Source organism: Streptomyces sp. NBC_00829, from assembly GCF_045161795.1.
Classification (GTDB): Bacteria; Actinomycetota; Actinomycetes; order Streptomycetales; family Streptomycetaceae; genus Streptomyces.
In genome coordinates this window covers 6,312,587-6,337,031 of record NZ_CP108867.1, presented here as the reverse complement: position 1 = coordinate 6,337,031, position 24,445 = coordinate 6,312,587, and the positions used below count along the sequence as shown (strand labels likewise).

General features: G+C 70.7%; 25 protein-coding genes. 8 read left to right on the top strand and 17 right to left on the bottom strand.

Annotated features, from left to right (window positions below; genetic code table 11):
- Positions 1–9: 9 nt before the first annotated feature.
- The 3 genes from OG293_RS28165 to OG293_RS28155 form a co-directional block, all read right to left on the bottom strand.
- Positions 10–1,587 (bottom strand): TROVE domain-containing protein, encoded by a 1,578-nt coding sequence (locus OG293_RS28165; protein WP_406001578.1) that lies wholly within the window; start codon positions 1,585–1,587, stop codon positions 10–12.
- 413 nt (positions 1,588–2,000) lie between these two features.
- Entirely contained in the window at positions 2,001–3,464 is a 1,464-nt protein-coding gene (locus OG293_RS28160; RefSeq protein WP_406001577.1) for an alkaline phosphatase PhoX, read from the bottom strand.
- A 240-nt stretch (positions 3,465–3,704) separates the two neighbouring features.
- Positions 3,705–5,153 (bottom strand): hypothetical protein, encoded by a 1,449-nt coding sequence (locus tag OG293_RS28155; RefSeq protein ID WP_406001576.1) that lies wholly within the window; start codon positions 5,151–5,153, stop codon positions 3,705–3,707.
- Between the two features lie 345 nt (positions 5,154–5,498).
- Here OG293_RS28155 and OG293_RS28150 point away from each other — a divergent pair, with 345 nt between their 5' ends.
- Complete coding sequence (locus OG293_RS28150) at positions 5,499–7,340, top strand: endonuclease/exonuclease/phosphatase family protein (protein WP_406001575.1); 1,842 nt, start codon at positions 5,499–5,501, stop codon at positions 7,338–7,340.
- 104 nt (positions 7,341–7,444) lie between these two features.
- Here the strand turns inward: OG293_RS28150 and OG293_RS28145 are convergent, their stop codons facing one another.
- Both OG293_RS28145 and OG293_RS28140 read right to left on the bottom strand, forming a co-directional pair.
- Positions 7,445–8,110, bottom strand: coding sequence for a hypothetical protein (locus OG293_RS28145; RefSeq protein ID WP_406001574.1), 666 nt, complete (start codon positions 8,108–8,110; stop codon positions 7,445–7,447).
- Positions 8,107–8,283 carry a hypothetical protein gene (locus tag OG293_RS28140; RefSeq protein ID WP_406001573.1) on the bottom strand — a complete coding sequence of 59 codons (177 nt, stop codon included), beginning with the start codon at positions 8,281–8,283 and terminating at the stop codon, positions 8,107–8,109. Before OG293_RS28140 ends, OG293_RS28145 begins: the two co-directional genes overlap by 4 nt.
- Before the next feature lie 187 nt (positions 8,284–8,470).
- Here OG293_RS28140 and dapA point away from each other — a divergent pair, with 187 nt between their 5' ends.
- Positions 8,471–9,364: a 4-hydroxy-tetrahydrodipicolinate synthase gene (gene dapA, locus OG293_RS28135; protein ID WP_406001572.1), complete on the top strand. Its 894-nt coding sequence runs from the start codon at positions 8,471–8,473 to the stop codon at positions 9,362–9,364.
- A gap of 77 nt (positions 9,365–9,441) precedes the next feature.
- On the opposite strand, the gene dapD is transcribed toward dapA, so the two are convergent.
- The 4 genes from dapD to OG293_RS28115 form a co-directional block, all read right to left on the bottom strand.
- Positions 9,442–10,443, bottom strand: a complete 1,002-nt coding sequence (gene dapD, locus OG293_RS28130; protein ID WP_406001571.1) for a 2,3,4,5-tetrahydropyridine-2,6-dicarboxylate N-succinyltransferase — start codon at positions 10,441–10,443, stop codon at positions 9,442–9,444.
- 9 nt (positions 10,444–10,452) lie between these two features.
- Complete coding sequence (locus OG293_RS28125) at positions 10,453–10,680, bottom strand: hypothetical protein (protein ID WP_406001570.1); 228 nt, start codon at positions 10,678–10,680, stop codon at positions 10,453–10,455.
- A gap of 80 nt (positions 10,681–10,760) precedes the next feature.
- Positions 10,761–11,312, bottom strand: a complete 552-nt coding sequence (locus tag OG293_RS28120; protein WP_406001569.1) for a TetR/AcrR family transcriptional regulator — start codon at positions 11,310–11,312, stop codon at positions 10,761–10,763.
- Positions 11,312–11,632, bottom strand: a complete 321-nt coding sequence (locus OG293_RS28115) for a DMT family transporter (protein WP_406001568.1) — start codon at positions 11,630–11,632, stop codon at positions 11,312–11,314. Before OG293_RS28115 ends, OG293_RS28120 begins: the two co-directional genes overlap by 1 nt.
- Positions 11,633–11,742: 110 nt before the next feature.
- On the opposite strand from OG293_RS28115, the gene OG293_RS28110 reads away from it, so the two are divergent.
- Both OG293_RS28110 and OG293_RS28105 read left to right on the top strand, forming a co-directional pair.
- Positions 11,743–12,216: a MarR family winged helix-turn-helix transcriptional regulator gene (locus tag OG293_RS28110; RefSeq protein WP_406001567.1), complete on the top strand. Its 474-nt coding sequence runs from the start codon at positions 11,743–11,745 to the stop codon at positions 12,214–12,216.
- 152 nt (positions 12,217–12,368) lie between these two features.
- A complete protein-coding gene (locus tag OG293_RS28105) occupies positions 12,369–13,388 on the top strand; it encodes a hypothetical protein (protein ID WP_406001566.1) in 1,020 nt (339 codons plus the stop codon).
- A gap of 166 nt (positions 13,389–13,554) precedes the next feature.
- On the opposite strand, the gene OG293_RS28100 is transcribed toward OG293_RS28105, so the two are convergent.
- The 8 genes from OG293_RS28100 to OG293_RS28065 all read right to left on the bottom strand — a co-directional run bounded on the left by OG293_RS28100 (position 13,555) and on the right by OG293_RS28065 (position 20,121).
- Positions 13,555–13,893, bottom strand: coding sequence for a metal-sulfur cluster assembly factor (locus OG293_RS28100; protein WP_406001565.1), 339 nt, complete (start codon positions 13,891–13,893; stop codon positions 13,555–13,557).
- Complete coding sequence (gene sufU, locus OG293_RS28095) at positions 13,890–14,354, bottom strand: Fe-S cluster assembly sulfur transfer protein SufU (RefSeq protein WP_406001564.1); 465 nt, start codon at positions 14,352–14,354, stop codon at positions 13,890–13,892. The genes OG293_RS28100 and sufU overlap by 4 nt, the downstream gene beginning before the upstream one ends.
- 11 nt (positions 14,355–14,365) lie before the next feature.
- Positions 14,366–15,634, bottom strand: a complete 1,269-nt coding sequence (locus OG293_RS28090; protein ID WP_406001563.1) for a cysteine desulfurase — start codon at positions 15,632–15,634, stop codon at positions 14,366–14,368.
- Complete coding sequence (sufC, locus tag OG293_RS28085; RefSeq protein ID WP_406001562.1) at positions 15,631–16,395, bottom strand: Fe-S cluster assembly ATPase SufC; 765 nt, start codon at positions 16,393–16,395, stop codon at positions 15,631–15,633. The genes OG293_RS28090 and sufC overlap by 4 nt, the downstream gene beginning before the upstream one ends.
- Positions 16,396–16,402: 7 nt before the next feature.
- The gene (locus tag OG293_RS28080; RefSeq protein ID WP_406001561.1) at positions 16,403–16,720 is read right to left on the bottom strand and encodes a non-heme iron oxygenase ferredoxin subunit; all 318 of its coding nucleotides are present in this window, start codon (positions 16,718–16,720) and stop codon (positions 16,403–16,405) included.
- Positions 16,720–17,901 (bottom strand): Fe-S cluster assembly protein SufD, encoded by a 1,182-nt coding sequence (gene sufD, locus OG293_RS28075; RefSeq protein ID WP_406001560.1) that lies wholly within the window; start codon positions 17,899–17,901, stop codon positions 16,720–16,722. The genes OG293_RS28080 and sufD overlap by 1 nt, the downstream gene beginning before the upstream one ends.
- 61 nt (positions 17,902–17,962) lie before the next feature.
- Positions 17,963–19,384, bottom strand: a complete 1,422-nt coding sequence (sufB, locus tag OG293_RS28070; protein ID WP_406001559.1) for a Fe-S cluster assembly protein SufB — start codon at positions 19,382–19,384, stop codon at positions 17,963–17,965.
- Positions 19,381–20,121 carry a helix-turn-helix transcriptional regulator gene (locus OG293_RS28065; protein ID WP_406001558.1) on the bottom strand — a complete coding sequence of 247 codons (741 nt, stop codon included), beginning with the start codon at positions 20,119–20,121 and terminating at the stop codon, positions 19,381–19,383. Before OG293_RS28065 ends, sufB begins: the two co-directional genes overlap by 4 nt.
- Before the next feature lie 422 nt (positions 20,122–20,543).
- On the opposite strand from OG293_RS28065, the gene OG293_RS28060 reads away from it, so the two are divergent.
- From OG293_RS28060 to OG293_RS28045, 4 genes are all read left to right on the top strand, one after another.
- Positions 20,544–21,467, top strand: a complete 924-nt coding sequence (locus OG293_RS28060) for an ABC transporter ATP-binding protein (RefSeq protein ID WP_406001557.1) — start codon at positions 20,544–20,546, stop codon at positions 21,465–21,467.
- A complete protein-coding gene (locus OG293_RS28055) occupies positions 21,467–22,234 on the top strand; it encodes an ABC transporter permease (RefSeq protein WP_406001556.1) in 768 nt (255 codons plus the stop codon). Before OG293_RS28060 ends, OG293_RS28055 begins: the two co-directional genes overlap by 1 nt.
- A 74-nt stretch (positions 22,235–22,308) precedes the next feature.
- Positions 22,309–23,418 (top strand): hypothetical protein, encoded by a 1,110-nt coding sequence (locus OG293_RS28050; protein WP_406001555.1) that lies wholly within the window; start codon positions 22,309–22,311, stop codon positions 23,416–23,418.
- 23 nt (positions 23,419–23,441) lie between these two features.
- Positions 23,442–24,431: a COX15/CtaA family protein gene (locus OG293_RS28045; protein ID WP_406001554.1), complete on the top strand. Its 990-nt coding sequence runs from the start codon at positions 23,442–23,444 to the stop codon at positions 24,429–24,431.
- Positions 24,432–24,445: the final 14 nt, after the last annotated feature.

Sequence of the window (24,445 nt, the reverse complement as noted above, 5' to 3'; positions counted from 1 at the left end):
CGACCGGTGCTACGCCCAGGGCCAGTCGGCGTCCCGGCCCCGTTCGAGGAGGGGGACCATCCTGAAGGCCGCGTCGCTCAGGCCGCCGAAGGTGTGCCGCATCGGCCTGCCCGACGGGGCATGGCCCGCCCGGTAACCGGCGAGGTTCCAGGTGTAGACGGGGATGTGCTCCGGGATCTGCTCGGTCGGGTCGCCGTGGTAGCTGTACGCCGCCTGCTCGTCGGTGACGATCAGCACCCGGTCGTGCGCGCGGTAGTGCCTTCGGACCGCCTCGGTGGTATTGGTGCCGCCGAGCTCGCCGAAGCGTCCGAGGACCTTCAGCACGGACTCGCCCGAGCGGAACCTCACCGGCGCGCTGCCCGTACCGAACTCGACGAGGTCCGCATGCTCGGCCCGGATGGCCACCGCGGCGCCGAACACCGCTGCCGCATCAGCGCGGTTGAGCTCGGAACGGTCCGAGAGCGGCGACCACATCGAGCCCGAGCGGTCGACCAGGACCAGGGTTTTGCCCGGCAGCGAGGGCACATGGGCCAGCGAGTGGCCGAGCGCCCGCTCCAGCGCGTACGACCAGCGCAGCGACGGGGCGTGCCGGTACGCGGCGAGGTAGCGGAACGGGAACTGCCGTGCGTCCGCGACGACCTCGGGGTCCGAGATCTTCGCCGCGACCTGTGCCGCGACCTCGTCCGAGACCCCCGCCTCGTCGAAGTTCCGCAGATTGCGCAGCAGCGCCATCGCTCCCATGGACGGGACGACGGCCTCCCAGGCCGTCGCGTCCATCGGGCCCTGCAGCCAGCCCGCCAGCGCCTCCCATGTCATGCCCGCCTCGGCGAGGCGCGCCGCGGCGCCAGGCGCGGCGATCACCGCACGCCGCTCGTCCACCGGTATGTCCAGCAGCGCCCGGTGGGCGGTGAGCGTACGGATCGAAGCGGGCGGCACGGCCGTCTCCGGATTGTGCCGGCGGTCGAGCGCGTACTGGAACAGCGCGCCCTGCCACGGCTTTGCGGGATCGGGTGCGGCGTGCACCAGATTGAGAATGTCGCCGAAGCGGTAACCCTTGGAAGCCGTGTCGTACTTCAGCAGCGACTTTCCGCTGTAGAGGCGCGCGACGGCGTCGGCGATGCCGCGCTTGACGGGCTTGGGCACATTACGGCCGTACCGCGAGGTCCAGTAGCCGAGCATTTCGCCGGGCTCGTCCGCGCGGCGCAGCACGGAGTCGACGACCTGGCGGTTCGTCGGTCCCGCGGTCACCGACGCGTCGAGCCGCGCCTTCACGTATTCGGCGGCTCCCACGATCGCGGCGGTGCGCATATTGCCCTCGCCGCGCAGCCAGCCCAGCAGCGACGCGGTCCACTCGGGGTCCTCGACGGCGAGGGTGCGCACGAGACGGGTGAAGCGGTCGTCGCGGGCGCCGCCGGACTCGTAAAAGGTCTGCTGCGCAACGAAGTTGGCGACGGCGAGCAGAAAGAGCTCGGAGCGGGCGTCACGCTCGGCGCCCGTGCCGCCCTGGTGGGTTCGTGTGGTGCGGCCGGTCGAGCGTACGGGCGAGAGGGCTCCGGCGCGGGCCCTGCGCGTATTGAAGCGTGCCATGTGAATTCCCCCGAATTCCTGGGGGAAGCGCAGCAGAGGAACGCCCGAGATCAGAGGTCGGCGACGGACTGTAGCCGGGCGAGCTTCCTGATTGCTCCACCAACCGTGGCCGGGCGGGATTTGAACCCGCATCCTCCCGGTCCGAGAAGTAACCGTCGCCTGCGCACCGGGCATTCCCGAATGCTGAGCCTCCCGAGATCAAAGGTGGCGGCGGCGTGATTTCTGGAAAAGAAGTAGCCGCAGCCTGCGCACCGGGAGGTGCATGTCGTTGTGGTGTCCCGTGAAAGGCTCTGCCTTTCCCTTCGGACACGCATCACTTTAGGAGCGCAACGCCGGCCGGCGCCAAGGATTTTCCCGGGAAGCGGAACGCCCGTACCGCCGGGGCGGCACGGGCGCAGGACCACCGACAGCCCTCAGCGGTGCGAGTGGCGCTTCCAGGGACCCGTGATCGCCAGCATGATGCCCGGGGTCTGGATGTTGGCGTACAGCGTCCGTCCGTCCGGCGAGAAGACGACACCGGTGAACTCGCTGAATTCCGGATCCTCTTCGGTGCCGATGTTCAGCTCGTTGCGGGCGATCGGGTACGTGCGCCCGCGTTCGGTCGCTCCGAAGAGGTGCTGAACGCCCTCGCCGTCCTCGGCGATGATCAGTCCGCCGTACGGGGAGACCGTGATGTTGTCGGGACCGTCGAAGGCGCCGTCCTTCGACGGGTCCGCGTTGACGCCGAGCAGCACCTTCAGGGTGAGGGTGCGCCGCTTGGGGTCGTAGAACCAGACCTGGCCGTCGTGCTGCACCGGGCTCTCCGCGCGCGCGAACGAGGAGACGATGTAGACGCCTCCGTCGCCCCACCACATGCCTTCGAGCTTGCGGGCGCGGGTGATGTCCGTGTCGGCGAACTGCTTGCGCACCGACTTGGTACGGCCGTCGCGGTCGGGGACGTCGACCCAGTCGACGCCGTAGACGGTGCCGATCCGCGTGGCGCGGGACAGGTCGTCGACGAATCGGCCGCCGGAGTCGAAGCACTTGGTCGCCTGGAGGACGCCCGCGTCGTCGGCGAGCTGCCGGAGGTGTCCGCGCCCGTGCTTGAAGCCGTGCGGCGGGACCCAGCGGTAGAGCAGGCCGTTGGGGGTGTCGGCGTCCTCGGTGAGGTAGGCGTGGCCGCGCTTGGGGTCGATGACGACGGCCTCGTGGGCGTACCGGCCGAAGGCCTTGATGGGCTTGGGCGCACGGTTGGCCCGCCGGTCGCACGGGTCGACCTCGAAGACGTAGCCGTGGTCCTTGGTCATGCCGTTCTTGCCTGCCAGGTCCTCGGTCTCCTCGCAGGTGAGCCAGGTGCTCCACGGCGTGCGGCCGCCGGCGCAGTTCTGCGAGGTACCCGCGATGCCGACCCACTGGGCGACCTCGCCGCCGCGGTGGACCTCGACGACGGAGCAGCCACCGGACGCGGCCGGGTCGTAGACGAGCCCCTCGGTGAGCGGGACCGGGTACTTCCAGTTGGCGCGGGGGCCTTTGAGCTCGTGGTTGTTGACAAGGAGGGTCACTCCGCGGGGGCCCTCGAAGGTGGCGGTGCCGTCGTGGTTGGAGGGAGTCCACTCCCCCGAGTCCAGCTTGGTGACGCCGCTGTGCGTGATGATCCGGTACGAGAATCCGGCGGGCAGCGCGAGGATCTTCCTGGGGTCGGGGAGCAGCGGTCCGTAGCCCGGCTCGTGGTGGCCGTGGTCACCGTGCTCCTCGCCGACGGTTTCGGCTGTCCCGGCGGTGTCCTCTGCGGCAAGCGCGCCGGGCGCGGTGGCGAGAGAGCCCACGGCGCCGGTGAGGGCGACTCCCGCGCCGGTGAGCGCGGACTGTCTGGCGAATTCCCTACGGGTGAGCGGCATCGAGTACTCCTGGAGATACGCGTCCGGCTGGGGCGATGACAGGCACACACTTTCGGTGACGCACAAACGGCAATTGAACTCCCGCCGACATCGAGAGGCCACGCTGTCCATGAATGTCCCTGCGGGCAGGACCGCGAATGGCCGAATCTCAACGGACGGACCGGCCGACGCGGCTGACGACCCGTCCGGCGGAGCGCCCTCCCGCCTCGGCGGAGCCCTCACGACCGGGGGGAGACCCCCTCAGCCACTCACCCGCGACCGTGCCTTGAACGCGGCCTTGCGCGCCTCCTTCGCCACCCGCTTGTCCGGATGCAGCCTCCCCATCGCCTCCAGCACCTCCGCCGTCCCCGGGTGCTCCACCCGCCACGCCGCCTCGAAGAAGCCCCTGTGCTGGCCCACCAGGCCTTCCACCAGTTCCTTGAGCTCCGCCAGGTCCCCCTCCGCGTCCAGCTGCGCGGCAATCGTGTCGATCGCCAGCCAGAAGATCATCGACTCCGGCGGTGCGGGCACATCGCCCGCGCCGCGCTCCGCGAGCCAGACCCGCGCCAGGCCGCCCAGTTCCCTGTCGTCGAGTACCGCGCGTACCGCCGGTTCCGCCTGGGGGCCCACCAGGGTCAGGGCCTGCTGGGCGTTGAGGCGCCGCAGTGGCGCGCGCCGGTCCACACCCCTTGCCGCCGCAAGGAGTTCGCGCGCCGCGTCGACGGGATCGCGCCGGGCCAGCCACTGTTCGGTCTCGGCCCGTGCCGCCACCTCCGGGAAGCCCGCGAGCCCGTCCAGGAGCACCTCCGCGCCCTTGTCGGCCAGGTCGCCGACTGCCGGCGCGTCGATCCCCGCCTCCAGCATGCGTGCCCTGATGCCGTACAGACCGAGCGGGGTGAGCTCGACCATGCCGTAACGGGAGACGTCCTCGTCGTCCACCGGCGGAGCCGGCTCCTCGCCCTCCTCCGCCATCAACGCCTCGTCCACCGGCCGGTATTCGACCAGGCCGACCCCTTCGAACAGCCGGAACTGCTCGTCCAGCCGCATCATCGCCACCGACACCTGCTCCAGCACGTCGTCGGTGGGATCGCCCATATCGTCGGGCACGATCATCGATGCCGCGAGCGCGGGCAGCGGCACGGGGCCCTCGCCCGCGCCGCCCTCCGCGACGGTGAGCAGATACAGGTTCCCGAGGACGCCGTCGAGGAAGTCGGCCTCGCCGTCCGGGTCCCAGTCGAGCGCCTCGTAGTCGATCTCGCCGTCCTCGCCGATCGCGTTGGCGAGGTCGTCCAGGATCGGGGCGATCGCGTCGGCGTGCACGGCCTCCAGGGCGTCCAGCCAGACAGCGAGGATGTCCTGCGGTCCACCCGAGGTGATCACCGCGAGATTCTCGCCCGCCCTGGCGGTTCCGTGCTCCGCGGCGTCGTCGGCCGGGTCGCCGACCTCGACGAGCCCGGTGTCGATGGCGGCACGCCATGCCTCGCTCGCGTAGGCAGGACCGTCCTCGTCGGCCCCGAGGCCGAGCTCCTGGGCGGCCGCGGTCAGCTGCTCGTCGACGAGCTCGCCGCCCGCTCCCACCCGTGTGTCCGGGCCCGCCCAGCGGGCGAGCCGGACGGCCCGGGTCAGCAGCGGTGTGGCGAGCGCGTCCCGCGCCAGCTCCGCGTCCGAGTGCAGCCGCACCGGCGGCAGGGTGGGGCGGTCTTCGGACATCTGGTGGTTCTCCTCGGAGGCGTACGGGGTGCGGGCGGCCCTGTGGGCGGCCCCCAGCGTAGACGTATTTCACCGGGTTTCGCCGCCCGCGCGGACACCGTGCGGGCGGCGGGCGCGGGTGTGCCCGGCCCGCCCGGCGTCGGCCCCCGGCACGGCCCGCGCCCGGCCCCGGAAGGCACGCCCGCCCCGTCCTCGCGCCCCGACCACCCGGGCGCGAGGGCGGGTTCACCGGTCCGTCCCCCTCCGTACACCCGTCGACCCTTGACAACTCCCCAGTACAACCAAGAGATTGACGCGCGTAGAACCATCGAACGCACCCCTCACCCTCACTTCCGGAGTTCCTTGATGCCTTCCTCCGTCGTACCGAGAACGGCCGCCGTCGCGGCCGTCGTGTCCGCCGCGCTGGCCGCCGGCCTCCTCGCCGGCTCCTCCGCCTCCGCCGACGCCTCCGCCGACGCCGATGTCCGGATCCATGACATCCAGGGATCCACCCGGATATCCCCGCTGGCCGGCCGGCAGGTGACCGAAGTCCCCGGCATCGTCACGGGTGTACGGACCTACGGCTCCAAGGGCTTCTGGTTCCAGGACCCGCAGGCCGACGCCGACTCCGCGACCAGCGAGGGCGTCTTCGTCTTCACCAGCTCCAACCCGGCCGTGGCCGTGGGAGACGCCGTCAAGGTCTCCGGCCTCGTCGGCGAGTACATCCCCGGCGGCACCTCCTCCGGCAACCAGTCGGTCACGCAGATCTCGAAGCCGACCGTGACCGTGGTCTCCTCGGGCAACGCCCTGCCCGCGACCGTCACCATCACCGCGCGGTCCGTCCCCCGCGCGTACGCGCCCGACGGTGACCCCGCGGCTGCCAACAGCATCAACGGCCTGGCTCTTGAGCCGCGCACGTACGCGCTGGACTACTACGAGTCGCTGGAGGGCGAGAACGTCCGCATCGGCTCCTCCCGCGTCGTCGGCGCGACCGACCCGTACTCCGAACTGTGGGTGACGGTCAAGCCGCACGAGAATGACAACCGCCGCGGCGGCACGGTCTACGGCTCGTACACCGCGCAGAACACTGGCCGGCTCCAGATCCAGCAGCTCGCCCCGATCGCCCAGCAGCCCTTCCCCAAGGCGAACGTCGGCGACCGGCTGACCGGCACGACCGAAGGACCGCTGGACTTCAACCAGTTCGGCGGCTACACGCTGGTCGCCCGCACCCTGGGCACCGTCGTCGACCGCGGTCTTGAGCCCGAGACGACCCGCCCGCAGCGACGCGGGGAGCTCGCGGTCGCCACGTACAACGTGGAGAACCTCGACCCGAGCGACCCGCAGACGAAGTTCGACGCGCTCGCCAAGGCCGTCGTCGAGAATCTCGCCTCGCCCGACATCGTCGCCCTGGAGGAGATCCAGGACGACAACGGCGCCAAGAACGACGGCACCGTCTCCGCCGAGGAGACGGTGAAGAAGTTCACGACGGCGATCGTGGCGGCCGGCGGTCCCGCGTACCAATGGCGGACGATCAACCCCGAGAACAACAAGGACGGCGGTGAGCCCGGCGGCAACATCCGCCAGGTCTTCCTCTTCAACCCGGCGCGGGTCTCCTTCACCGACCGCCCTGGCGGCGACGCGACGACCGCGACCGCCGTCGTCAGGGAGAAGGGGGAAGCGGCCCTGACGCTCTCCCCCGGCCGGATCGACCCGTCCAACGCGGCGTGGGCCGACAGCCGCAAGCCGCTGGCCGGTGAGTTCGTCTTCCGCGGGCGCACTGTCTTCGTGATCGCCAACCACTTCGGCTCCAAGGGCGGCGACGAGGGCCTGACCTCCGTCCACCAGCCGCCGAACCGCTCCTCCGAGGCCAAGCGCCTGCTGCAGGCGCAGGCCGTGAACACCTTCGTCAAGGACATCCTGAAGGCCGACCGCCACGCCGACGTCCTGGTCCTGGGCGACATCAACGACTTCGAGTTCTCGGCGACGACGAAGGCGCTCACCGACGGCCGCGCGCTCAACGCCGCGGTCAAGTCGCTGCCGCGCTCGGAGCGTTACTCGTACGTCTACCAGGGCAACGCCCAGGTGCTTGACCAGATCCTGACCAGCCCCGCAGTCGACGACTTCACGTACGACAGCGTGCACATCAACGCGGAGTTCGCGGACCAGAACAGCGACCACGACCCGCAGGTGCTGCGCTTCCGCCCGTAGTCGCCCGGCCCTCACCCGTCCGGTTCGTCCGGCCGCCGGACGGGTTCAACCGGGCCTGCGTGTCCTGCCGCACGCCCGCGCCGAGGCTCGGGCGCCCCCGGGCGCTAGCCCTGGCTTCGCCCTGGCCCCGTGAGACGGGCCAGTTGGGACTGGAACCAGTCGAGCCTGGCCTGCAACAGCGCGGCCTCGGCGACCAGTTCGGGCACGGAACGCTCCGGCGGCGGCGCGATGGCGGACGCTGCGCCAAGGACGCGGAGCCCCTCTCCGGCGCGGGCCCCGAAGTCGGTCGGCGACAGGGCGGGACGCTCGCGGACGCATCCGGCGCAGGCCGCCTCCAGGGCGCGCCAGCCCGGCCGCCCCCATCCCGCATCGGCCAGCAGGGTCGCCTCGTGGTGGCAGGGGCAGGGGCCGACGGTCATGCTGCGGACGCGCTGGCGGCCGTAGCGGAAGCCTCGTTCGAAGCGGATGTACGCGCCGAGCACGGCCACGTCCAGCAGCACGGCCATACGGTGCTCGGCGGTGCAGACGAGCCCCGAAGCCTCGGTGCGCGAGTGGAGGCAGTGGAAGCCGCAGTCGCAGAAGCGGGACGGGGCGCGATGGCGCCACCCGTAGGCGCAGCGCGCCTCGGCGAGCACGCCGTACGGCTCACGGCCGCCCAGCGAGACGCCGAGAAACGCGGCCCGTGTGCCGTCCTGGGACAGCACAGGGTGGGCGACCTTGTGGCCTACGGGCGGCTCCTCCGGGCGTTCCTCGGGGAGCCGCAGTCTCATCGGGCCGCTGCCGCCCCGACGGGCTGCTCGGCCGCGGGCTGCTGTGCGGTCTGGGGCTCCCGCGCCTGGACGTGCTGCCGCTCGACGTGCTGATCGGAGTGCTGATCGGACAGCAGGTGTTCCTGGGGCTGCTCTTCGGCGATGCCGGTGGCGAGTGCCTTGCCGAGCCTCATGACGACCTCCGTAGGGACGAGCCCTGGACGAACTCTGGACGAATGCGGACAGCGATTCCGCCATGGTGACCCATGTGAGGCCGCCCTGCCAGAGCACACTCCCATCCAACCGTTCAGCATTGCTTGCTGTTCACTCCAAGAAGAACTAAGTGGACCTTCACGGTTGGAGAGACCGACACTGCGGAGCATGACCACACCACGCCCCTTCGGCCGCGCCCTCTGCGCCATGATCACGCCCTTCACCAGCACCGGGGAGCTGGACCTGGGGGCGGCTGCCCGCCACGCGGCCCGTCTGGTCGCCGACGGCTGCGACGGGCTCGTCCTCAGCGGCACCACCGGCGAGTCCCCGACCACGACCGACGCGGAGAAGACCGCGCTGGTACGGGCCGTGCGCCGGGCCGCCGGCGGGCGCGCCCACATCGTCGCGGGGGTGGGAAGCGCGTCCACCCGGCACACCGTCGAGCTGGCCCGCGCCGCCGAACGGGCGGGCGCGGACGGCCTGCTCGTGGTCACTCCGTACTACAGCCGCCCGCCACAGGACGCGATCGAGGCGCACATGCGCACGGTCGCGGACGCCACCGCCCTCCCCGTGATGCTGTACGACATCCCGGGCCGCACCGGCGCCCGGATCGGGACCGCGGCCCTTCTGCGGCTGGCCGAGCACCCGCGCATCGTGGCGGTCAAGGACTGCGCGTACGACCTGCTCGGCTCGTCCACGGTGATCGCCCGCACCTCGCTGGCGTACTACTCGGGTTGCGAGGAGCTGAATCTGCCGCTGTACGCGGTGGGCGCGGCGGGTTACGTCAGCACGGTCGCGAATGTGGCGCCGCGGCAGCTGCGCGCGGTCCTGGACGCCTTCGACCGCGGGGACACCGGCGAGGCCGCCCGGCTCAACGGGCTCACGCTCCCGCTGGCGGAGCTGATGATGGCGTCGGGCCTGCCGGGCACGGTGACGGCGAAGGCGCTGCTGGACGCGGGACCGGTCCGTGAACCACTGCAGCCCGCCGACCGCGGGGCGGTGGACGGGCTGCGCGTGGCGTACGAGGAGCTGCTGGCGAGGTCGGGCGCGTCCCTCCGCTGAGGGGCGGGCCCTGTGCTCGCCGGGGTCCGGCCCGGGCCTGCGTTTCGGATCGTGCCCGGCCCGATCCGGAAAAGGCCCTAGTTGTGGCTGTGCAGGACGTCGTTGAGACCGCCCCAGACCGCGTTGTTCGGCCGCGCCTCGACGGCACCCGTCACGGAGTTGCGGCGGAAGAGGATGTTGCCCGCGCCGGAGAGCTCGCGGGCCTTGACGATCTGCCCGTCGGGCATGGTGACCCGCGTGCCGGCCGTGACGTACAGCCCGGCCTCGACGACGCACTCGTCGCCCAGCGCGATGCCGACGCCCGCCTCGGCGCCGATCAGGCAGCGCTCGCCGATGACGATGCGGACGTTGCCGCCGCCGGAGAGGGTGCCCATGGTGGACGCGCCGCCGCCGATGTCGGAGCCGTCGCCGACGACGACGCCCGCGGAGATCCGTCCCTCGACCATCGACGTGCCGAGCGTGCCGGCGTTGAAGTTGACGAAGCCCTCGTGCATGACGGTGGTGCCCTCGGCGAGGTGCGCGCCGAGGCGGACCCGGTCGGCGTCGGCGATGCGCACACCCTTGGGTGCGACGTAGTCCGTCATCCGCGGGAACTTGTCGACGCTCGTCACGGCCAGATGCAGGCCCTCGGCACGGGCGTTCAGCCGTACGGTCTCGACCTGGTCGACGGCGACAGGGCCGAGCGACGTCCAGGCGACGTTGGCGAGCAGCCCGAAGAGGCCGTCCAGGTTCTGGCCGTGCGGCTGGACCAGCCGGTGGCTGAGCAGGTGCAGTCGCAGATACGCGTCGTGGGCGTCCAGCGGCTTGTCGTCGAGCGAGGCGATGACGGTACGGACGGCGACGACCTCGACGCCTCGGCGGGCGTCCGGGCCGATCGCCTTGGCGGCGCCCTCGCCGAGCAACTCGGCGGCCCGCTCGGCGGTCAGCCGCTCGCTCCCGGCCGGGCCGGGCCCGGCGGTCAGCTCGGGGGCGGGGAACCAGGTGTCGAGGACCGTGCCGTCGGCGGCGAGGGTGGCGAGTCCGGCGGCGACGGCGCCGGTGGTGCGCGTAGCGGTGGTGCTGTCGGGCGAGTCAGTCATGGTCGAACGCTAACCGGCGAGGGCCCGCGGGAGCGAACCGGTCTCAGGTGACGGGCGGGTGCGCAGCCGCCCGGCGGCGAGGACGGCAAGTCCTGCCGCTCCGGCGAGGACGGCGCAGGCGGGCCAGAGCAGGGCGGGCGCGGTGGAGTAGAGCGCTCCGCCGAGCGGCGGGGCGAGCACCCGGCCGCTGACGGAGGCTCCCGCGTACAGGCTCCGGGCATCCGCCTTGGGGCCCACCCGGGGGGATCCGCTCCCGGTCGGACCGTCCCCTCGGCTGCCTCCGAGGCGCTCGGCCCGCTCGCCGCCGGGCTCCGAGCTCAGTCCACCCCGTTCCCCGCCAGGACCCTGTTCAGCATCTCCCGCGCATATTCCGCCTCGTACCGCACGTCGGTGAGCAGCACCTGGAGACAGATCCCGTCCATCAGCGCCACCAGCGCCCGCGCGGTCACCGGGTCCGTGCGTCGGGCGAGGATGTCCGCGAGCCCCTCGCACCACTGAGCAGCGACCGGCCGCAGCGCGGGCCGCCGCAGGGCCGCCAGGTAGAGCTCGTACTCCAGCTCCACTCCCGTGCGCTCCCCCGCGAGCCACTCCCCCATCAGCCGCGCGAGCTCCTGCGCGACGTCGGCGGCCGGGTCGGCGAGCGCGCCGCTGTCCCTCACCGCCGCCGCGAAGCCCTCGTTGGCCTGGCGCAGCGCGGCGACCAGCAGCTCGTCCAGTGAGGCGAAGTGATAGGTCGTGGAGCCGAGCGGCACATCCGCCTCCGCGGCGACCGTGCGATGACTGAGCCCGGCGATCCCGCTGCGGGCCACCACGCGGAGCGCGGCGTCGATGATGCGCTGGCGCCGCTCCGGGTCGTATCGCCGCCCCATCAGTGCGCGCCCCCCACGTTGAGCACGATGACCCCGGCGATCACCAGCGCAATGCCGGCGAGCTTGACCGGACTGGCCGACTCGCCGAGGAAAAGCATGCCGATGGCGGCGATCGCGGCCGTGCCGACGCCCGCCCAGATCGCGTACGCGGTGCCCACCGACAGGGTCTTGAGCGTCTGCGCGAGCAGGGTGAAGGCGAGCACATAGCCCGCGACGGTGAGCAGCGAGGGCCACAGCCGGGTGAAGCCCTCGCTGTACTTCATGGCCGTCGTGCCGGCCACCTCCGCCGCGATGGCCGCGGCCAGCAGTCCGTATCCCATGCGTACGAGTGTACATATCGTTGCGTACGCCCGTACACAACAGCGACATCGGGCACTATGTGTACGGCCGCAGGCAACCAGCCACACGACACGGCGAAAGGTGACGGACGATGTCCGACCAGGAACACGGGCCTCTGCTCGGGCAGCTCGCCGACGTCTACCGCCACTATCTGACCGCCGTCGTCCTGCACGGCCAGGCCGCCGCCGAGACCCTCGGCCAGAACCCGACCGACGTCTACGCCCTCAACGTGCTGGAGCTCGCCGGCCCGCTGACCACCGGCTCACTCGCCGAGCGCATCGGCCTCTCCCAGAGCGCCACCACCCGGCTCGTCGACCGGCTGGAGCGGGCTGGCTGGGTCCGCCGCGGACCCGACGCGGCCGACCGCCGCCGGGTCGTGGTCGAGGCCGTGCCCCTCACCCCGGAACAGGACGAAGAGGCCTTCGGCGCGGCCCGCCGCCGGATGGCCGAGGTCTTCGACGGCTTCAGCGCCGACGAACTGCGCGTCCTGTCCCGGTACTTCGAGCAGGCGGCCCCCGCCCTGCGCGCGGCGACGACCGAGACGCGGAACGCCGCCCGGGGGTGACCGGGCCCGGTGCCGCTCGCTAAGTTGTCCCGGCCGACCAGGCACTTCACGCCCGAGCGCTCGACGCCCCGGGCTGACAACACGCGGGAGACAGCCCAGTGGCACACGGACACACGCCTCCGCCAGGACCGCCTCCGGGCTGGGGCGGCTGGATGCCCCCGCCCCCGCCCAGACCCGGGGTGATACCGCTGGCTCCGCTCGGCCTCGGCGACATACTGGGCGGGGCGTTCACCACGATCGGCCGCTACTGGAAACCGCTGTTCGGCATAGCCCTGGCCGTGTACGGCGCGGCGACCGTCGCCTTCGGGGCAGCACTCGCGATCGCGTACGCCCTCGTCGACGACCACCTGCGCGCCGTCTCCGACGCGTCGCGCGAGACTCCTCCGATGTGGGACGACATCCGCCCTCTGCTCCTCGCGTTCGTCGCCGTCTGGCTGATCGGCGTGATCACCATGCTGCTGGCCACCGCGATGGTGTACGCCAGCTGCCCCGCGATCCTCCAGGACGCCGTGCTGGGCAGGCCGGCCACGTTCGGTGTCGTCTGGCGCCGGGCCGCCGCGCGCGTACCGGCGGTGATCGGCACCGTGTTCCTCACCGGCCTGATCTTCCTGGTGCCCCTCGCCCTCTTCGTCACGGCGTTCGTCTCCCTGACGGTCACGCTCATCGCCTCCGACGGCGGCGGATACATCCTGCCCCCGCTGGCCTTCCTGGGCGCCCTCGCCACCGCACCGCTCGGCGTCTGGCTGTGGGTGAAGTTCTCGCTCGCCCCCGCCGCGGCGGTCTTCGAGGGGCAGGGTGCGGTCGCCGCGATGCGCCGCTCCGCGCAGCTGGTCCGCGGCGACTGGTGGCGGATCTTCGGCATCACGGTGCTCGCCGCGATGACGGCGGCGGTCACGAGCTATGTGATGCAGATTCCGCTCAGCGTCCTGGAGGTGATCCCCGGCCTGCTCGGCACGGACGACCTCCGCTCCGGCGCGACGGTTTCCCAGGTCCTGGTCTCCCTCGGCGGGACGCTGGCGGTGGGGGTGGCCGGCCAGCTGATCACCCAGATCGCCGTCGCCGCCTTCCCGCAGCTGGTGACGAGCCTGCTCTATGTCGACCGTCGCATCCGCACCGAGAACCTGGCCGCGGCGCTCGCCGAGGCCGCCGCCGTGCCGCGGCCGGGCGTCTGACCGAGCAGACTCCGGTCCCCGCGCCGGCCGCGGGCGCACGCCGCGGGTACGGCACACGAACAGCACCGGCCACGACGAGGCCCCCGGCAAAATGCCGGGGGCCTCGTTCACCCGCGCTCGGAACCGGACGACGATCAGAGCGTCGAAAGGGCGCCGGTCGGACCGGTCAGACGTTGAAGCCCAGCGCGCGCAGCTGCTCGCGCCCGTCATCCGTGATCTTGTCCGGACCCCACGGCGGCATCCAGACCCAGTTGATCTTCAGCTCGGCGGCGAGGCCGTCCGTCGCCGCCTTCGCCTGGTCCTCGATCACATCGGTCAGCGGGCATGCCGCCGACGTCAGTGTCATGTCCAGGGTCACGACATTGGAGTCGTCGACGTGGATGCCGTAGATCAGGCCGAGGTTCACGACGTCGATGCCCAGCTCAGGGTCGACGACGTCGTACAGCGCCTCGCGGATCTCTTCCTCGGTGGCCGGCTTCAGCGCGGCCCCTGCGTTCTCGGTCATGCCGTCTTCCTCTCGGGGCCCTCGCCCAGCGCCTGGGCGGTCGCGTCCTTCCACGCCATCCAGCTCAGCAGAGCACACTTCACCCGGGCGGGGTACTTGGAGACGCCGGCGAACGCGACCGCGTCCTCCAGCACCTCCTCCATCGCGTCGTCCGGCTCGATCTGGCCCTTGGACTGCATCAGCTCCAGGAACGTCGCCTGGATCTTCTGCGCCTCGGCCAGGTCCTTGCCGACCAGCAGTTCGTTCAGCACGGAGGCGGAGGCCTGGCTGATCGAGCAGCCCTGGCCCTCGTACGACACGTCCTCGATACGAGAACCGTCGTACTTCACGCGAAGCGTGATCTCGTCACCGCACGTCGGATTGACGTGGTGCACTTCGGCGTCGCCATCGCGAAGACCGCGCCCGTGAGGGTGCTTGTAGTGGTCCAGGATGACTTCCTGGTACATCGAATCCAGCTTCACGCGTCAGTCCCTCATCCGAAGAAATTACGGACGTGCTCCAAGCCGTCGATCAGGGCATCGACCTCGGCCGGCGTGGAGTACAGATAGAACGACGCCCGCGTGGTCGCAGGAATTCCGTACCGGAGGCAGACCGGCCGCGCGCAGTGGTGGCCGACCCGGACCGCGATGCCCTGCTCGTCGAGGACCTGGCCCACGTCGTGCGGGTGGATGTCTCCCAGCGTGAAGGAGATCGCCGCACCGCGCTCCTCGGCCGTGGTCGGGCCGATGATCCGCAGGTCGGGGACTTCGAGCAGCCGCTTCACCGCGTACTCGGTGAGGATGTGCTCATGCTCGGCGACCTTGTCCATGCCGATCGAGGTCAGGTAGTCCACGGCCGCGCCGAGGCCGACGGCCTGGGCGATCGGGGGCGTACCGGCCTCGAACTTGTGCGGCGCCGGAGCGTAGGTCGAGGAGTGCATCGAGACGGTTTCGATCATCTCGCCGCCGCCCAGGAAGGGCGGAAGGTCCTCAAGGAGCTCCTGGCGGCCCCACAGCACACCGATGCCGGTCGGGCCGCACATCTTGTGGCCGGTGAAGGCCACGAAGTCGGCGCCGAGCGCCTGGACGTCCAGCGGCATGTGCGGCGCGGCCTGCGAGGCGTCGAGCAGCACCAGGGCGCCTACGTCCTGCGCACGGCGGACGATCGCGTCGACGGGGTTGACCGTGCCCATGATGTTGGAGACCAGCGTGAAGGAGACGATCTTCGTCTTCTCGGTGATGATCTCTTCCAGATTGGACAGGTCGAGCCGGCCGTCGTCGGTGAGGCCGAACCACTTCAGCTTCGCGCCGGTGCGCTGCGAGAGCAGCTGCCACGGGACGATGTTGGAGTGGTGCTCCATCTCGGTGATGACTATCTCGGTCTCGCGGTCGACCCGGTAGGGCTCGTCCGCCCAGCCGAGCATGTTGGCCACGAGGTTGAGCGACTCCGAGGCGTTCTTGGTGAAGATCACCTCGTCGCGGCTCGGCGCGTTGATGAAGGCGGCGACCTTGTCACGGGCACCCTCGTACAGCGCCGTGGCCTCCTCGGCGAGCACATGGACACCGCGGTGGACGTTGGCGTTGTGCTGCTCGTAGTACTCGCTCAGCACATCGATCACCTGGCGCGGAGTCTGCGACGTCGCCGCGTTGTCCAGGTACACGAGCTTCTTGCCGTCGTGGAGCACCCGGTCGAGGATCGGGAAGTCCTTGCGGATCGCCTCGGTGTCGAGGAGGCCGGGGAGCCCCTGGCGGGCCACAGTCACGCGGATACGCCACCCTTCGTGTATGCCTCGTAGCCCTCGGCCTCAAGCTTGTCGGCGAGCTCGGCGCCGCCGGACTCGGCGATGCGGCCGTTCGCGAACACGTGAACGAAGTCGGGCTTGATGTAGCGCAGGATGCGCGTGTAGTGGGTGATCAGCAGGGTGCCGACCTCGCCGGTCTCCCGGACGCGGTTGACGCCGTCGGAGACCTGACGCAGCGCGTCCACGTCCAGACCGGAGTCCGTCTCGTCGAGGATCGCGATCTTCGGCTTGAGGAGCTCCAGCTGAAGGATCTCGTGGCGCTTCTTCTCACCGCCGGAGAAGCCCTCGTTCACATTGCGCTCGGCGAAGGCCGGGTCCATCTGGAGCTGCTCCATGGCGGACTTGACCTCCTTCACCCAGGTGCGCAGCTTGGGGGCCTCGCCGCGGATCGCCGTCGCGGACGTCCGCAGGAAGTTGGAGACGGACACGCCGGGGACCTCGACCGGGTACTGCATGGCCAGGAACAAGCCGGCGCGGGCGCGCTCGTCGACGGACATCTCCAGCACGTCCTCGCCGTCCAGCGTCACGGTGCCGGAGGTGATCGTGTACTTGGGGTGGCCCGCGATGGAGTACGCGAGGGTCGACTTGCCGGAGCCGTTGGGGCCCATGATGGCGTGGGTCTCGCCCTGCTTCACGGTCAGGTCGACGCCCTTGAGGATCTCCCTGGGGCCGTTCTCGGCCTCGACGGAGACGTGCAGGTCGCGGATTTCAAGCGTTGCCATGGGTGACTCAGGACTCCTGGGTGACGGAGACGAGCACATCGTCCCCTTGGATCTTGACGGGGTATACGGGGACGGGGCGCGTCGCGGGAAGGCCGGACGGCTTGCCGGTGCGGAGGTCGAAGCTGGAGCCGTGCAGCCAGCACTCGATCTGGCAGTCCTCCACCTCGCCCTCGGAGAGCGAGACATTCGCGTGCGAGCAGATGTCGTGGATGGCGAACACCTCGCCCCCGGTCCTGACGACCGAGACCGGCGTGCCGTCGAGTTCCACCCGCTTCGGGGTGTCCTCGTCCAGCTCGCTCAGCGCACAGGCTTTGACGAAGGCCATCAGACGGAGGCCTCCAGCTCGGCGTCGATCTTGGCGAGCAGACGCTCTTCGACGTCCGGCAGTCCGATCTGCTGGACCAGCTCGGCGAAGAAACCGCGGACCACGAGCCGGCGCGCCTCGTCGGCGGGGATGCCGCGGGACTGCAGATAGAAGAGCTGCTCGTCGTCGAAGCGACCGGTGGCCGAAGCGTGCCCGGCGCCGACGATCTCGCCGGTCTCGATCTCCAGGTTCGGCACGGAGTCGACCCGCGCGCCGTCCGTGAGGACGAGGTTGCGGTTCATCTCGTATGTGTCCGTGCCCTCGGCCTTCGCCTCGATGAGGACGTCACCGATCCACACCGCGTGCGCGTCCTGGCCCTGCAGCGCGCCCTTGTAGGCGGCGTTGGACTTGCAGTGCGGGGTGTTGTGGTCGACCAGAAGGCGGTGCTCCTGGTGCTGGCCCTGGTCGGTGAAGTACAGACCGAGGAGCTCGGCCTCGCCGCCGGTGCCCGCGTAGGAGACGCGGGGGTGCAGGCGTACGAGGTCGCCGCCGAAGGTGACCACGACCGACTTGAAGGAGGCGTCGCGGCCGACCAGCGCATTGTGCTGGGCGACGTGGACGGCCTTGTCGTCCCAGTCCTGGACCGAGACGACGGTGAGCTTGGCGCCGTCGCCGAGCAGGTAGTCGACGTTGGCGGCGACTACCGCGTCACCGGTGTGGTCGATGACCACGATCGCCTCGGCGAACGCGCCGAGCTCGATGATCTGGTGAGCGAAGGCGGTGCCGCCCTCGCCGTGGACGGCGATCCGGACCGGCTCGGTGAGCACGGTCTCCTTGGGCACGGTGACGACCGAGGCCTTCTCGAAGGAGGAGTACGCCTGGGCGGCCACCCGGTCCACGGGCGTACCGGCCTTGCCGAGCCGCGCGTCCTCGCGGCCGACGGTCTCGACGACGACGCCCTCGGGCGCCTCGATCTCGACCTTGATGCCGGTACCGGTCGCGACGGCGGTGCCGTCGTGCAGACCGGCGAGGCGCTCCAGCGGAGTGAAGCGCCACTCCTCCTCGCGGCCGTGCGGGACCGGGAAGTCCGCCACGTCGAACGACGGGGGCGCACTCATGCGCGTGGCGACCGTCGACTCGGCGGCAACCGCGATCGAGCCGGCAGTGGTGGATCCCGCCGGGATGTTCTGAGCCTCAGCCATGGCTGTCGTCTTGCTCTCTTCCTACGTCAGAAATCTGTCGCTGCCTGGGACCGGTGCGGCGTCAGCCGACCGAGCCCTCCATCTGCAGCTCGATCAGCCGGTTGAGCTCCAGCGCGTACTCCATCGGGAGTTCCTTGGCGATCGGCTCGACGAAGCCGCGCACGATCATCGCCATGGCCTCGAACTCGGTCATGCCGCGGCTCATCAGGTAGAAGAGCTGGTCCTCGGAGACCTTGGAGACGGTGGCCTCGTGCCCCATGGAGACGTCGTCCTCACGCACGTCCACGTACGGGTACGTGTCGGAACGGGAGATCGTGTCGACCAGCAGCGCATCACAGAGAACGTTGGACTTCGCGCCCGGCGCGCCCTCGCCGATCTCGATCAGACCCCGGTAGGAGGTACGGCCGCCGCCTCGCGCCACCGACTTGGAGACGATGTTGGACGAGGTGTTCGGGGCCATGTGGACCATCTTTGCGCCGGCGTCCTGGTGCTGGCCCTCGCCCGCGAAGGCGATGGACAGGGTCTCGCCCTTGGCGTGCTCGCCCATCAGATAGACGGCCGGGTACTTCATGGTGACCTTGGAGCCGATGTTGCCGTCGACCCACTCCATGGTCGCGCCCTCGTACGCCACGGCGCGCTTGGTGACCAGGTTGTAGACGTTGTTCGACCAGTTCTGGATCGTCGTGTAGCGGCAGCGGCCGCCCTTCTTGACGATGATCTCGACGACGGCGCTGTGCAGGGAGTCCGAGGAGTAGATCGGGGCGGTGCAGCCCTCGACGTAGTGGACGTAGGCGTCCTCGTCGACGATGATCAGCGTCCGCTCGAACTGGCCCATGTTCTCCGTGTTGATACGGAAGTAGGCCTGGAGCGGGATGTCGACGTGCACGCCCTTCGGCACGTAGATGAACGATCCGCCCGACCACACGGCGCTGTTCAGCGAGGCGAACTTGTTGTCGCCGACCGGGATGACGGTGCCGAAGTACTCCTGGAAGAGCTCCGGGTGCTGCTTCAGCGCGGTGTCCGTGTCGAGGAAGATGACGCCCTGCTCCTCCAGGTCCTCACGGATCTGGTGGTAGACGACCTCGGACTCGTACTGGGCGGCGACACCGGCGACGAGGCGCTGCTTCTCCGCCTCGGGGATGCCGAGCTTGTCGTAGGTGCTCTTGATGTCCTCGGGCAGGTCCTCCCAGGACTCCGCCTGCTTCTCCGTGGACCGCACGAAGTACTTGATGTTGTCGAAATCGATGCCCGACAGGTCGGATCCCCAGCTCGGCATCGGCTTCTTGCCGAACAGACGAAGGCCCTTCAGCCGCAGCTTCAGCATCCACTCCGGCTCGTTCTTCTTCGCCGAAATGTCGCGGACGACTTCCTCGGAGAGACCGCGCTTGGCCGCGGCGCCTGCCGCGTCGGAGTCGGCCCAGCCGAATTCGTACGTACCCAGGCCCTCGAGTTCGGGGTGGGCAGTCTCCGTGGGGAGAGTCATGCGGGGTTCCTCCCGGCCGTGCTGGTGGATGCTGATGGTGTGGTGGTCTGTGGTGCGCCGCGCGGGATGAACGTGGTGCAGACGCCGTCGCCGTGGGCGATGGTGGCCAGACGCTGCACATGCGTTCCCAAGAGACGGGAGAAGACTTCCGTCTCCGCCTCGCACAGCTGGGGGTACTGCTCGGCCACATGGGCGACCGGGCAGTGGTGCTGGCAGAGCTGTTCGCCGACCGGTGCGCTACGCGCCGTAGCAGCGTACCCGTCGACACTCAGGGCCTTGGCCAGCGCTTCGGTGCGCTCCTCGGCGGGCGCGGCGTCGACCGCCTTGCGGTAGGCCTCAGCCTGCGCCTCGATCCGGTCGCGGGCGAACGCGGCGACGGCCGCCTCGCCCGCCGTCCCTCCACCCGCGGTCCGCTCGATCCAGCGGAGCGCGTCCGCGGCGAGCGTGTCGTACGACTGGTCGAAGGCATCCCGGCCGCAGTCGGTCAGTACGAACACCTTGGCGGGCCGCCCGCGCGTACGCGCACCGTAGACCCGCTGCTCACGGGGCTCGATGACATTCTCGGAGACCAGGGAGTCCAGGTGTCTGCGGACGGCGGCCTGTGTGAGGCCGAGGCGCCCGGCGAGTTCGGCCACGGTCGAGGGGCCGTGATCCAGGATGGAGCGCGCGACACGGTTGCGTGTGGAGCGCTCACCGGTCGCGAGTTCCTCCTGCGGAGCCTCGCCGACGTTTTTCACAACGCCATTGTTGCGTAATTCCTCTGGCCCTGACAACCGCCGTCCGAGGCGTGAGCCGGTGCGCTTCATCACTAAGGGTTACCTAAGAGCAGAGCGGGCAGCCGGGCTCGCCCTTCCTCTGCGGAACAGGCTCCGACCTGCGAATTCACCGAAAATCGCCGGGCGCCTCCGGGGCGGGCGGCACAGGTGGTCACACAGCACGCGACCCGGCACGGAATTCGCCCCGAAACTGGTGGCTGAGCAGGCTGTCCATGACCTTGGACCGGTTTATTTCCGCTCGGTGCGCTCACCATGGGCCAAGCGGTGGACGGCGCACTCGCGCGTGGCCTCGGAGGGGGCGCACCGGGTGGGGGCCGCCCGGCCATCCACGCGCCCCGGCCCCGCCCCTCGGAGCCCGAGGCTCCCCGCCTAGACTTCCCGCCATGCGAAGCGAGTCGGTCGTCCAGATCCGGGGCCTGGTGAAGCGGTACGGATCCAGGACGGCCGTCGACGGCCTCGACCTGGAGGTCCCCCGGGGCTCCGTGACCGCCGTCCTCGGCCCCAATGGAGCCGGCAAGACCACCACGGTCGAGACCTGCGAGGGCTACCGCCGCGCCGACGCCGGCACCGTGCGCGTCCTCGGTCTCGACCCGGTCGCCGACGCCTCGAAGCTGCGCTCCAGAATCGGCGTCATGCTCCAGTCCGGCGGCGTGTACTCCGGCGCCCGCGCCGACGAGATGCTGCGCCACACCGCCAGGCTCCACGCCCATCCACTGGATGTGGACGCGCTGATCGAGCGCCTCGGCCTCGGCAGCTGCGGCCGTACGACCTACCGGCGGCTCTCCGGCGGCCAGCAGCAGCGGCTCGCCCTGGCCATGGCCGTCGTCGGCCGCCCCGAACTGGTCTTCCTCGACGAGCCGACCGCCGGCCTCGACCCGCAGGCCCGCCGCTCCACCTGGGAGCTGGTGCGCGAACTCCGCCGGGACGGCGTCTCCACCGTCCTGACCACCCACTTCATGGACGAGGCCGAACAGCTCGCGGACGACGTCGCGATCATCGACGCGGGCCGGGTCATCGCCCAGGGCAGCCCCGAGCAGCTCTGCCGGGGCGGCGCCGAGAACACCCTGCGGTTCACGGGACGGCCCGGCCTCGACGTCGGCTCACTTCTCAAGGCACTGCCCGACGGCACGGAGGCGGTGGAGCTCACGACCGGCGCGTACCGCATCACCGGCCAGGTCGACCCGCAGCTGCTGGCGACCGTGACGTCCTGGTGTGCGCAGCACGGGGTGATGCCGGACGGCATCTCCGTCGAACGCCACACGCTGGAGGACGTCTTCCTCGAACTGACCGGCAAGGAGCTGCGCTGATGAGCGCCGGTACATACACGCCGAAGCCCGGTGCGGCTCCGGTCGGGCGGATGGTCGCGGCGCAGACCGTGTTCGAGACGAGGATGCTGCTGCGCAACGGCGAACAGCTGCTGCTCACGGTCGTCATCCCGTCACTGCTCCTGGTGCTGTTCTCGACGGTCGACATCATCGACACGGGCAGCGGCGAGCCCGTCGGCTTCCTGGCTCCCGGCGTCCTCGCACTCGCCGTGATGTCCACGGCCTTCACCGGCCAGGCCATCGCGACCGGTTTCGAGCGCCGCTACGGAGTCCTGAAGCGGCTCGGCGTCTCGCCGCTTCCCCGCTCGGCGCTGATGACCGCCAAGACACTCTCCGTGCTGGTCACCGAGGTCCTGCAGATCGTTCTTCTGACGGGCATCGCGTTCGCACTCGGCTGGTCGCCGCAGGGCAGTCCTGTGTCCGTACTGCTGCTTCTGGTCCTCGGGACCGCCGCCTTCTCCGGCCTCGGTCTGCTGATGGCGGGGACGCTCAGGGCGGAGGCGACACTGGCCGCGGCCAACCTGGTGTTTCTGCTGCTCCTGGTGGGCGGCGGGGTGATCGTGCCGCTGGACAGGTTCCCGGACGCCGTAGGGTCGGTGCTTGAGCTGCTGCCGATCTCCGCGCTCTCCGACGGACTGCGCGATGTGCTCCTCACCGGTGCCTCGGTGCCGTGGGGCGATCTCGGCGTCCTCGCCGTGTGGGCGGTGCTCGGACTGGGTGCGGCCACCCGTTTCTTCCGCTGGGAGTAGCTCACGCGTCTTCCGCTGGGACTGACTCACGGGCCAGTATGTGCCTGCCGAGATCCGCCTTGTGGGAGGCCTCTATGGAGCGGACTGCCGCACTGCGCCTGGACGCGGAATGGGCCAGGATCAGGTCGGGCAGGGCCGGTGTCGCGCCCCGCGAACGCGAGCGCGTGCTGACCGAGCTGATCGCCGCTCTGGCCCCGCACGCGGAGGACGATCCGGCGCTCACCGCGCGGCTCGGCCTGCGCTACGGGGATCTGGCGCGGCACCACTTCGACACCGGCCGGCGCGACAAAGCGCTGTACGCCGTGGGCGAGGCGCTCCGCCGCTGTGCGGAGCCGGCCGGCCGCGACGGCGAGCACGCCCGCTGGTACGCCAGGGCCCTGATCAGTCAGGCCGTCTATCTCGCCGAGCCGCTCAGCGACGAGCTGGGCATGCCGCGGTACGCCTTCCATCCGGACGGCGAACGGCCACCGCCCGCCGATCTGGAGGACGGGCTCGCCGCGCTCGCGTCCACCCACCGGGCCATCGAGGTCTGGGAGAGCCTCGACCAGGCGGATCCGCGCAACCGTGAGGGCCTGGCCCAGGCCCATGTCTTCCTGGGCGACCGGCTGGAGGAGCTGGGGCGGCCGGCGGACGCGGCGGCCTGGGCCGTACGGGCGGAGCGCGAGTTCCATACCCTGTGGTCGACGCCCGAGGTGCCCGTGCCGACCCGGACGGCGTCCCTGGAGCACCTCGGCGACCAGCTGGAACGCAGGTTGCGCCGCTGCCCTTTCGACGGCGGTCTGACGCGGCTGCGCGCGCAGGATCTGCTGCCCGAGCGGCTGCTGCCCCTCGCGGTGGTCGCGGCCCGCATCGAGGGAGTGGAACCGGACGTGATCGCCGAGGGGCTGCGGCTGGACGGCCAGGAGGTGCGGCGGATTCTGCGGGCCAGGTCCTGGCGTGCGGTGTGGCGGTTCGACGTACGGGACGCGACCGACGGGTCCTGGAAGCCGATGACGTACCCCTGGCGAGGCAATGACGCGGTGACCGACAGCAGCGCGGAGGCGGTCGCGGCCGAGCTCGCCGACGCGCTGCTGCACTCGCCCGACCGCCCGCCGCCGTCCGCGCACTGGCGGATCGCCGTGTGGTGGGAGGACGAGGACCATCTCGACGGCTCACGCTTCCGACGGACGTTCGAGCCGTCCTGACCGAAACGACCCCTCGTGAAAACATGCACAAAGGCCCCGCCTACCATAGGCCCGTGCAAACGCCCCTCGCCCACATCGCCAAGCGCTGGACGCCCGCCCCCGAGACGGTCCGGCGCGCCGCGCTCAGTGCCGTCGTCATGAGCGTGGTCATCATCGTCACCGGCGGCGCGGTCCGGCTGACCAGCTCCGGACTGGGCTGCGACACCTGGCCCAAGTGCACGGACGACAGCCTCTTCGCCACACCCGAACAGGGCATCCACGGTGCGATCGAGTTCGGCAACCGGATGCTGACGTACGTCCTGTCGGCCGCGGTCGGCTGGACGATCGTCGCGGCGCGCGCGGCCGAGCCGGTACGGCGCTCGCTGACCCGGCTCGGCTGGGCCCAGTTCTGGATCGTGGCCAGCAACGCCGTCATCGGCGGCATCACCGTCATGGCGGGCCTCAACCCGTGGACCGTGGCCGGCCACTTCCTGGCGGCCAACGCACTGCTCACGGTCGCCGTGCTCACCTGGCAGCGCGCCCGCGAGGGCGACGGCGTACCGCGTCCGCGTGTCCCGCGCCCGGTCCGCAAGCTCTGCTGGGCGATCGTCGGCTGCTCAGCGCTCCTGATCGCCCTCGGTACCTCGGTGACCGGGTCGGGCAAGCACGCGGGCGACAGCAGCGATGTGCCCCGCATGCCCTGGAGCTGGGTGGACGCGGCGCACGTCCATGCGGCTGCCGCCTGGGTCGTGTGCGCGCTGGCCGTCGCGATGTGGCTGGTGCTACGGGTGGTCGACGCCCCCGACGACACCCGGGCACGCGCGCGCGACCTGTTGATCGTGCTGCTCGCCCAGGGCGGGATCGGCTACGTCCAGTTCTTCACACACGTCCCCGAGCTCCTGGTCGCCGTCCATATGCTCGGCTCCGCGCTGATGTGGATCGCGGTCGTCCGGCTCGCCCTGAGCCTGCGGGAGCGTCCGCGGGCGAGCGCCGGGATCCCGGCACAGAGCGATCCCGCGCTGTCGAACGCCTGAGAGAGAGCTGCCGA

What these genes read in the sequence shown, in the direction of transcription:
- OG293_RS28165 (WP_406001578.1), bottom strand. Translation starts at nt 1,587, where the DNA reads ATGGCACGCTTCAATACGCGCAGGGCCCGCGCCGGAGCCCTCTCGCCC.
- OG293_RS28160 (WP_406001577.1), bottom strand. Translation starts at nt 3,464, where the DNA reads ATGCCGCTCACCCGTAGGGAATTCGCCAGACAGTCCGCGCTCACCGGC.
- OG293_RS28155 (WP_406001576.1), bottom strand. Translation starts at nt 5,153, where the DNA reads ATGTCCGAAGACCGCCCCACCCTGCCGCCGGTGCGGCTGCACTCGGAC.
- OG293_RS28150 (WP_406001575.1), top strand. Translation starts at nt 5,499, where the DNA reads ATGCCTTCCTCCGTCGTACCGAGAACGGCCGCCGTCGCGGCCGTCGTG.
- OG293_RS28145 (WP_406001574.1), bottom strand. Translation starts at nt 8,110, where the DNA reads ATGAGACTGCGGCTCCCCGAGGAACGCCCGGAGGAGCCGCCCGTAGGC.
- OG293_RS28140 (WP_406001573.1), bottom strand. Translation starts at nt 8,283, where the DNA reads ATGAGGCTCGGCAAGGCACTCGCCACCGGCATCGCCGAAGAGCAGCCC.
- dapA (WP_406001572.1), top strand. Translation starts at nt 8,471, where the DNA reads ATGACCACACCACGCCCCTTCGGCCGCGCCCTCTGCGCCATGATCACG.
- dapD (WP_406001571.1), bottom strand. Translation starts at nt 10,443, where the DNA reads ATGACTGACTCGCCCGACAGCACCACCGCTACGCGCACCACCGGCGCC.
- OG293_RS28120 (WP_406001569.1), bottom strand. Translation starts at nt 11,312, where the DNA reads ATGGGGCGGCGATACGACCCGGAGCGGCGCCAGCGCATCATCGACGCC.
- OG293_RS28115 (WP_406001568.1), bottom strand. Translation starts at nt 11,632, where the DNA reads ATGGGATACGGACTGCTGGCCGCGGCCATCGCGGCGGAGGTGGCCGGC.
- OG293_RS28110 (WP_406001567.1), top strand. Translation starts at nt 11,743, where the DNA reads ATGTCCGACCAGGAACACGGGCCTCTGCTCGGGCAGCTCGCCGACGTC.
- OG293_RS28105 (WP_406001566.1), top strand. Translation starts at nt 12,369, where the DNA reads ATGCCCCCGCCCCCGCCCAGACCCGGGGTGATACCGCTGGCTCCGCTC.
- OG293_RS28100 (WP_406001565.1), bottom strand. Translation starts at nt 13,893, where the DNA reads ATGACCGAGAACGCAGGGGCCGCGCTGAAGCCGGCCACCGAGGAAGAG.
- sufC (WP_406001562.1), bottom strand. Translation starts at nt 16,395, where the DNA reads ATGGCAACGCTTGAAATCCGCGACCTGCACGTCTCCGTCGAGGCCGAG.
- OG293_RS28080 (WP_406001561.1), bottom strand. Translation starts at nt 16,720, where the DNA reads ATGGCCTTCGTCAAAGCCTGTGCGCTGAGCGAGCTGGACGAGGACACC.
- sufD (WP_406001560.1), bottom strand. Translation starts at nt 17,901, where the DNA reads ATGGCTGAGGCTCAGAACATCCCGGCGGGATCCACCACTGCCGGCTCG.
- sufB (WP_406001559.1), bottom strand. Translation starts at nt 19,384, where the DNA reads ATGACTCTCCCCACGGAGACTGCCCACCCCGAACTCGAGGGCCTGGGT.
- OG293_RS28060 (WP_406001557.1), top strand. Translation starts at nt 20,544, where the DNA reads ATGCGAAGCGAGTCGGTCGTCCAGATCCGGGGCCTGGTGAAGCGGTAC.
- OG293_RS28055 (WP_406001556.1), top strand. Translation starts at nt 21,467, where the DNA reads ATGAGCGCCGGTACATACACGCCGAAGCCCGGTGCGGCTCCGGTCGGG.
- OG293_RS28050 (WP_406001555.1), top strand. Translation starts at nt 22,309, where the DNA reads ATGGAGCGGACTGCCGCACTGCGCCTGGACGCGGAATGGGCCAGGATC.
- OG293_RS28045 (WP_406001554.1), top strand. Translation starts at nt 23,442, where the DNA reads ATGCACAAAGGCCCCGCCTACCATAGGCCCGTGCAAACGCCCCTCGCC.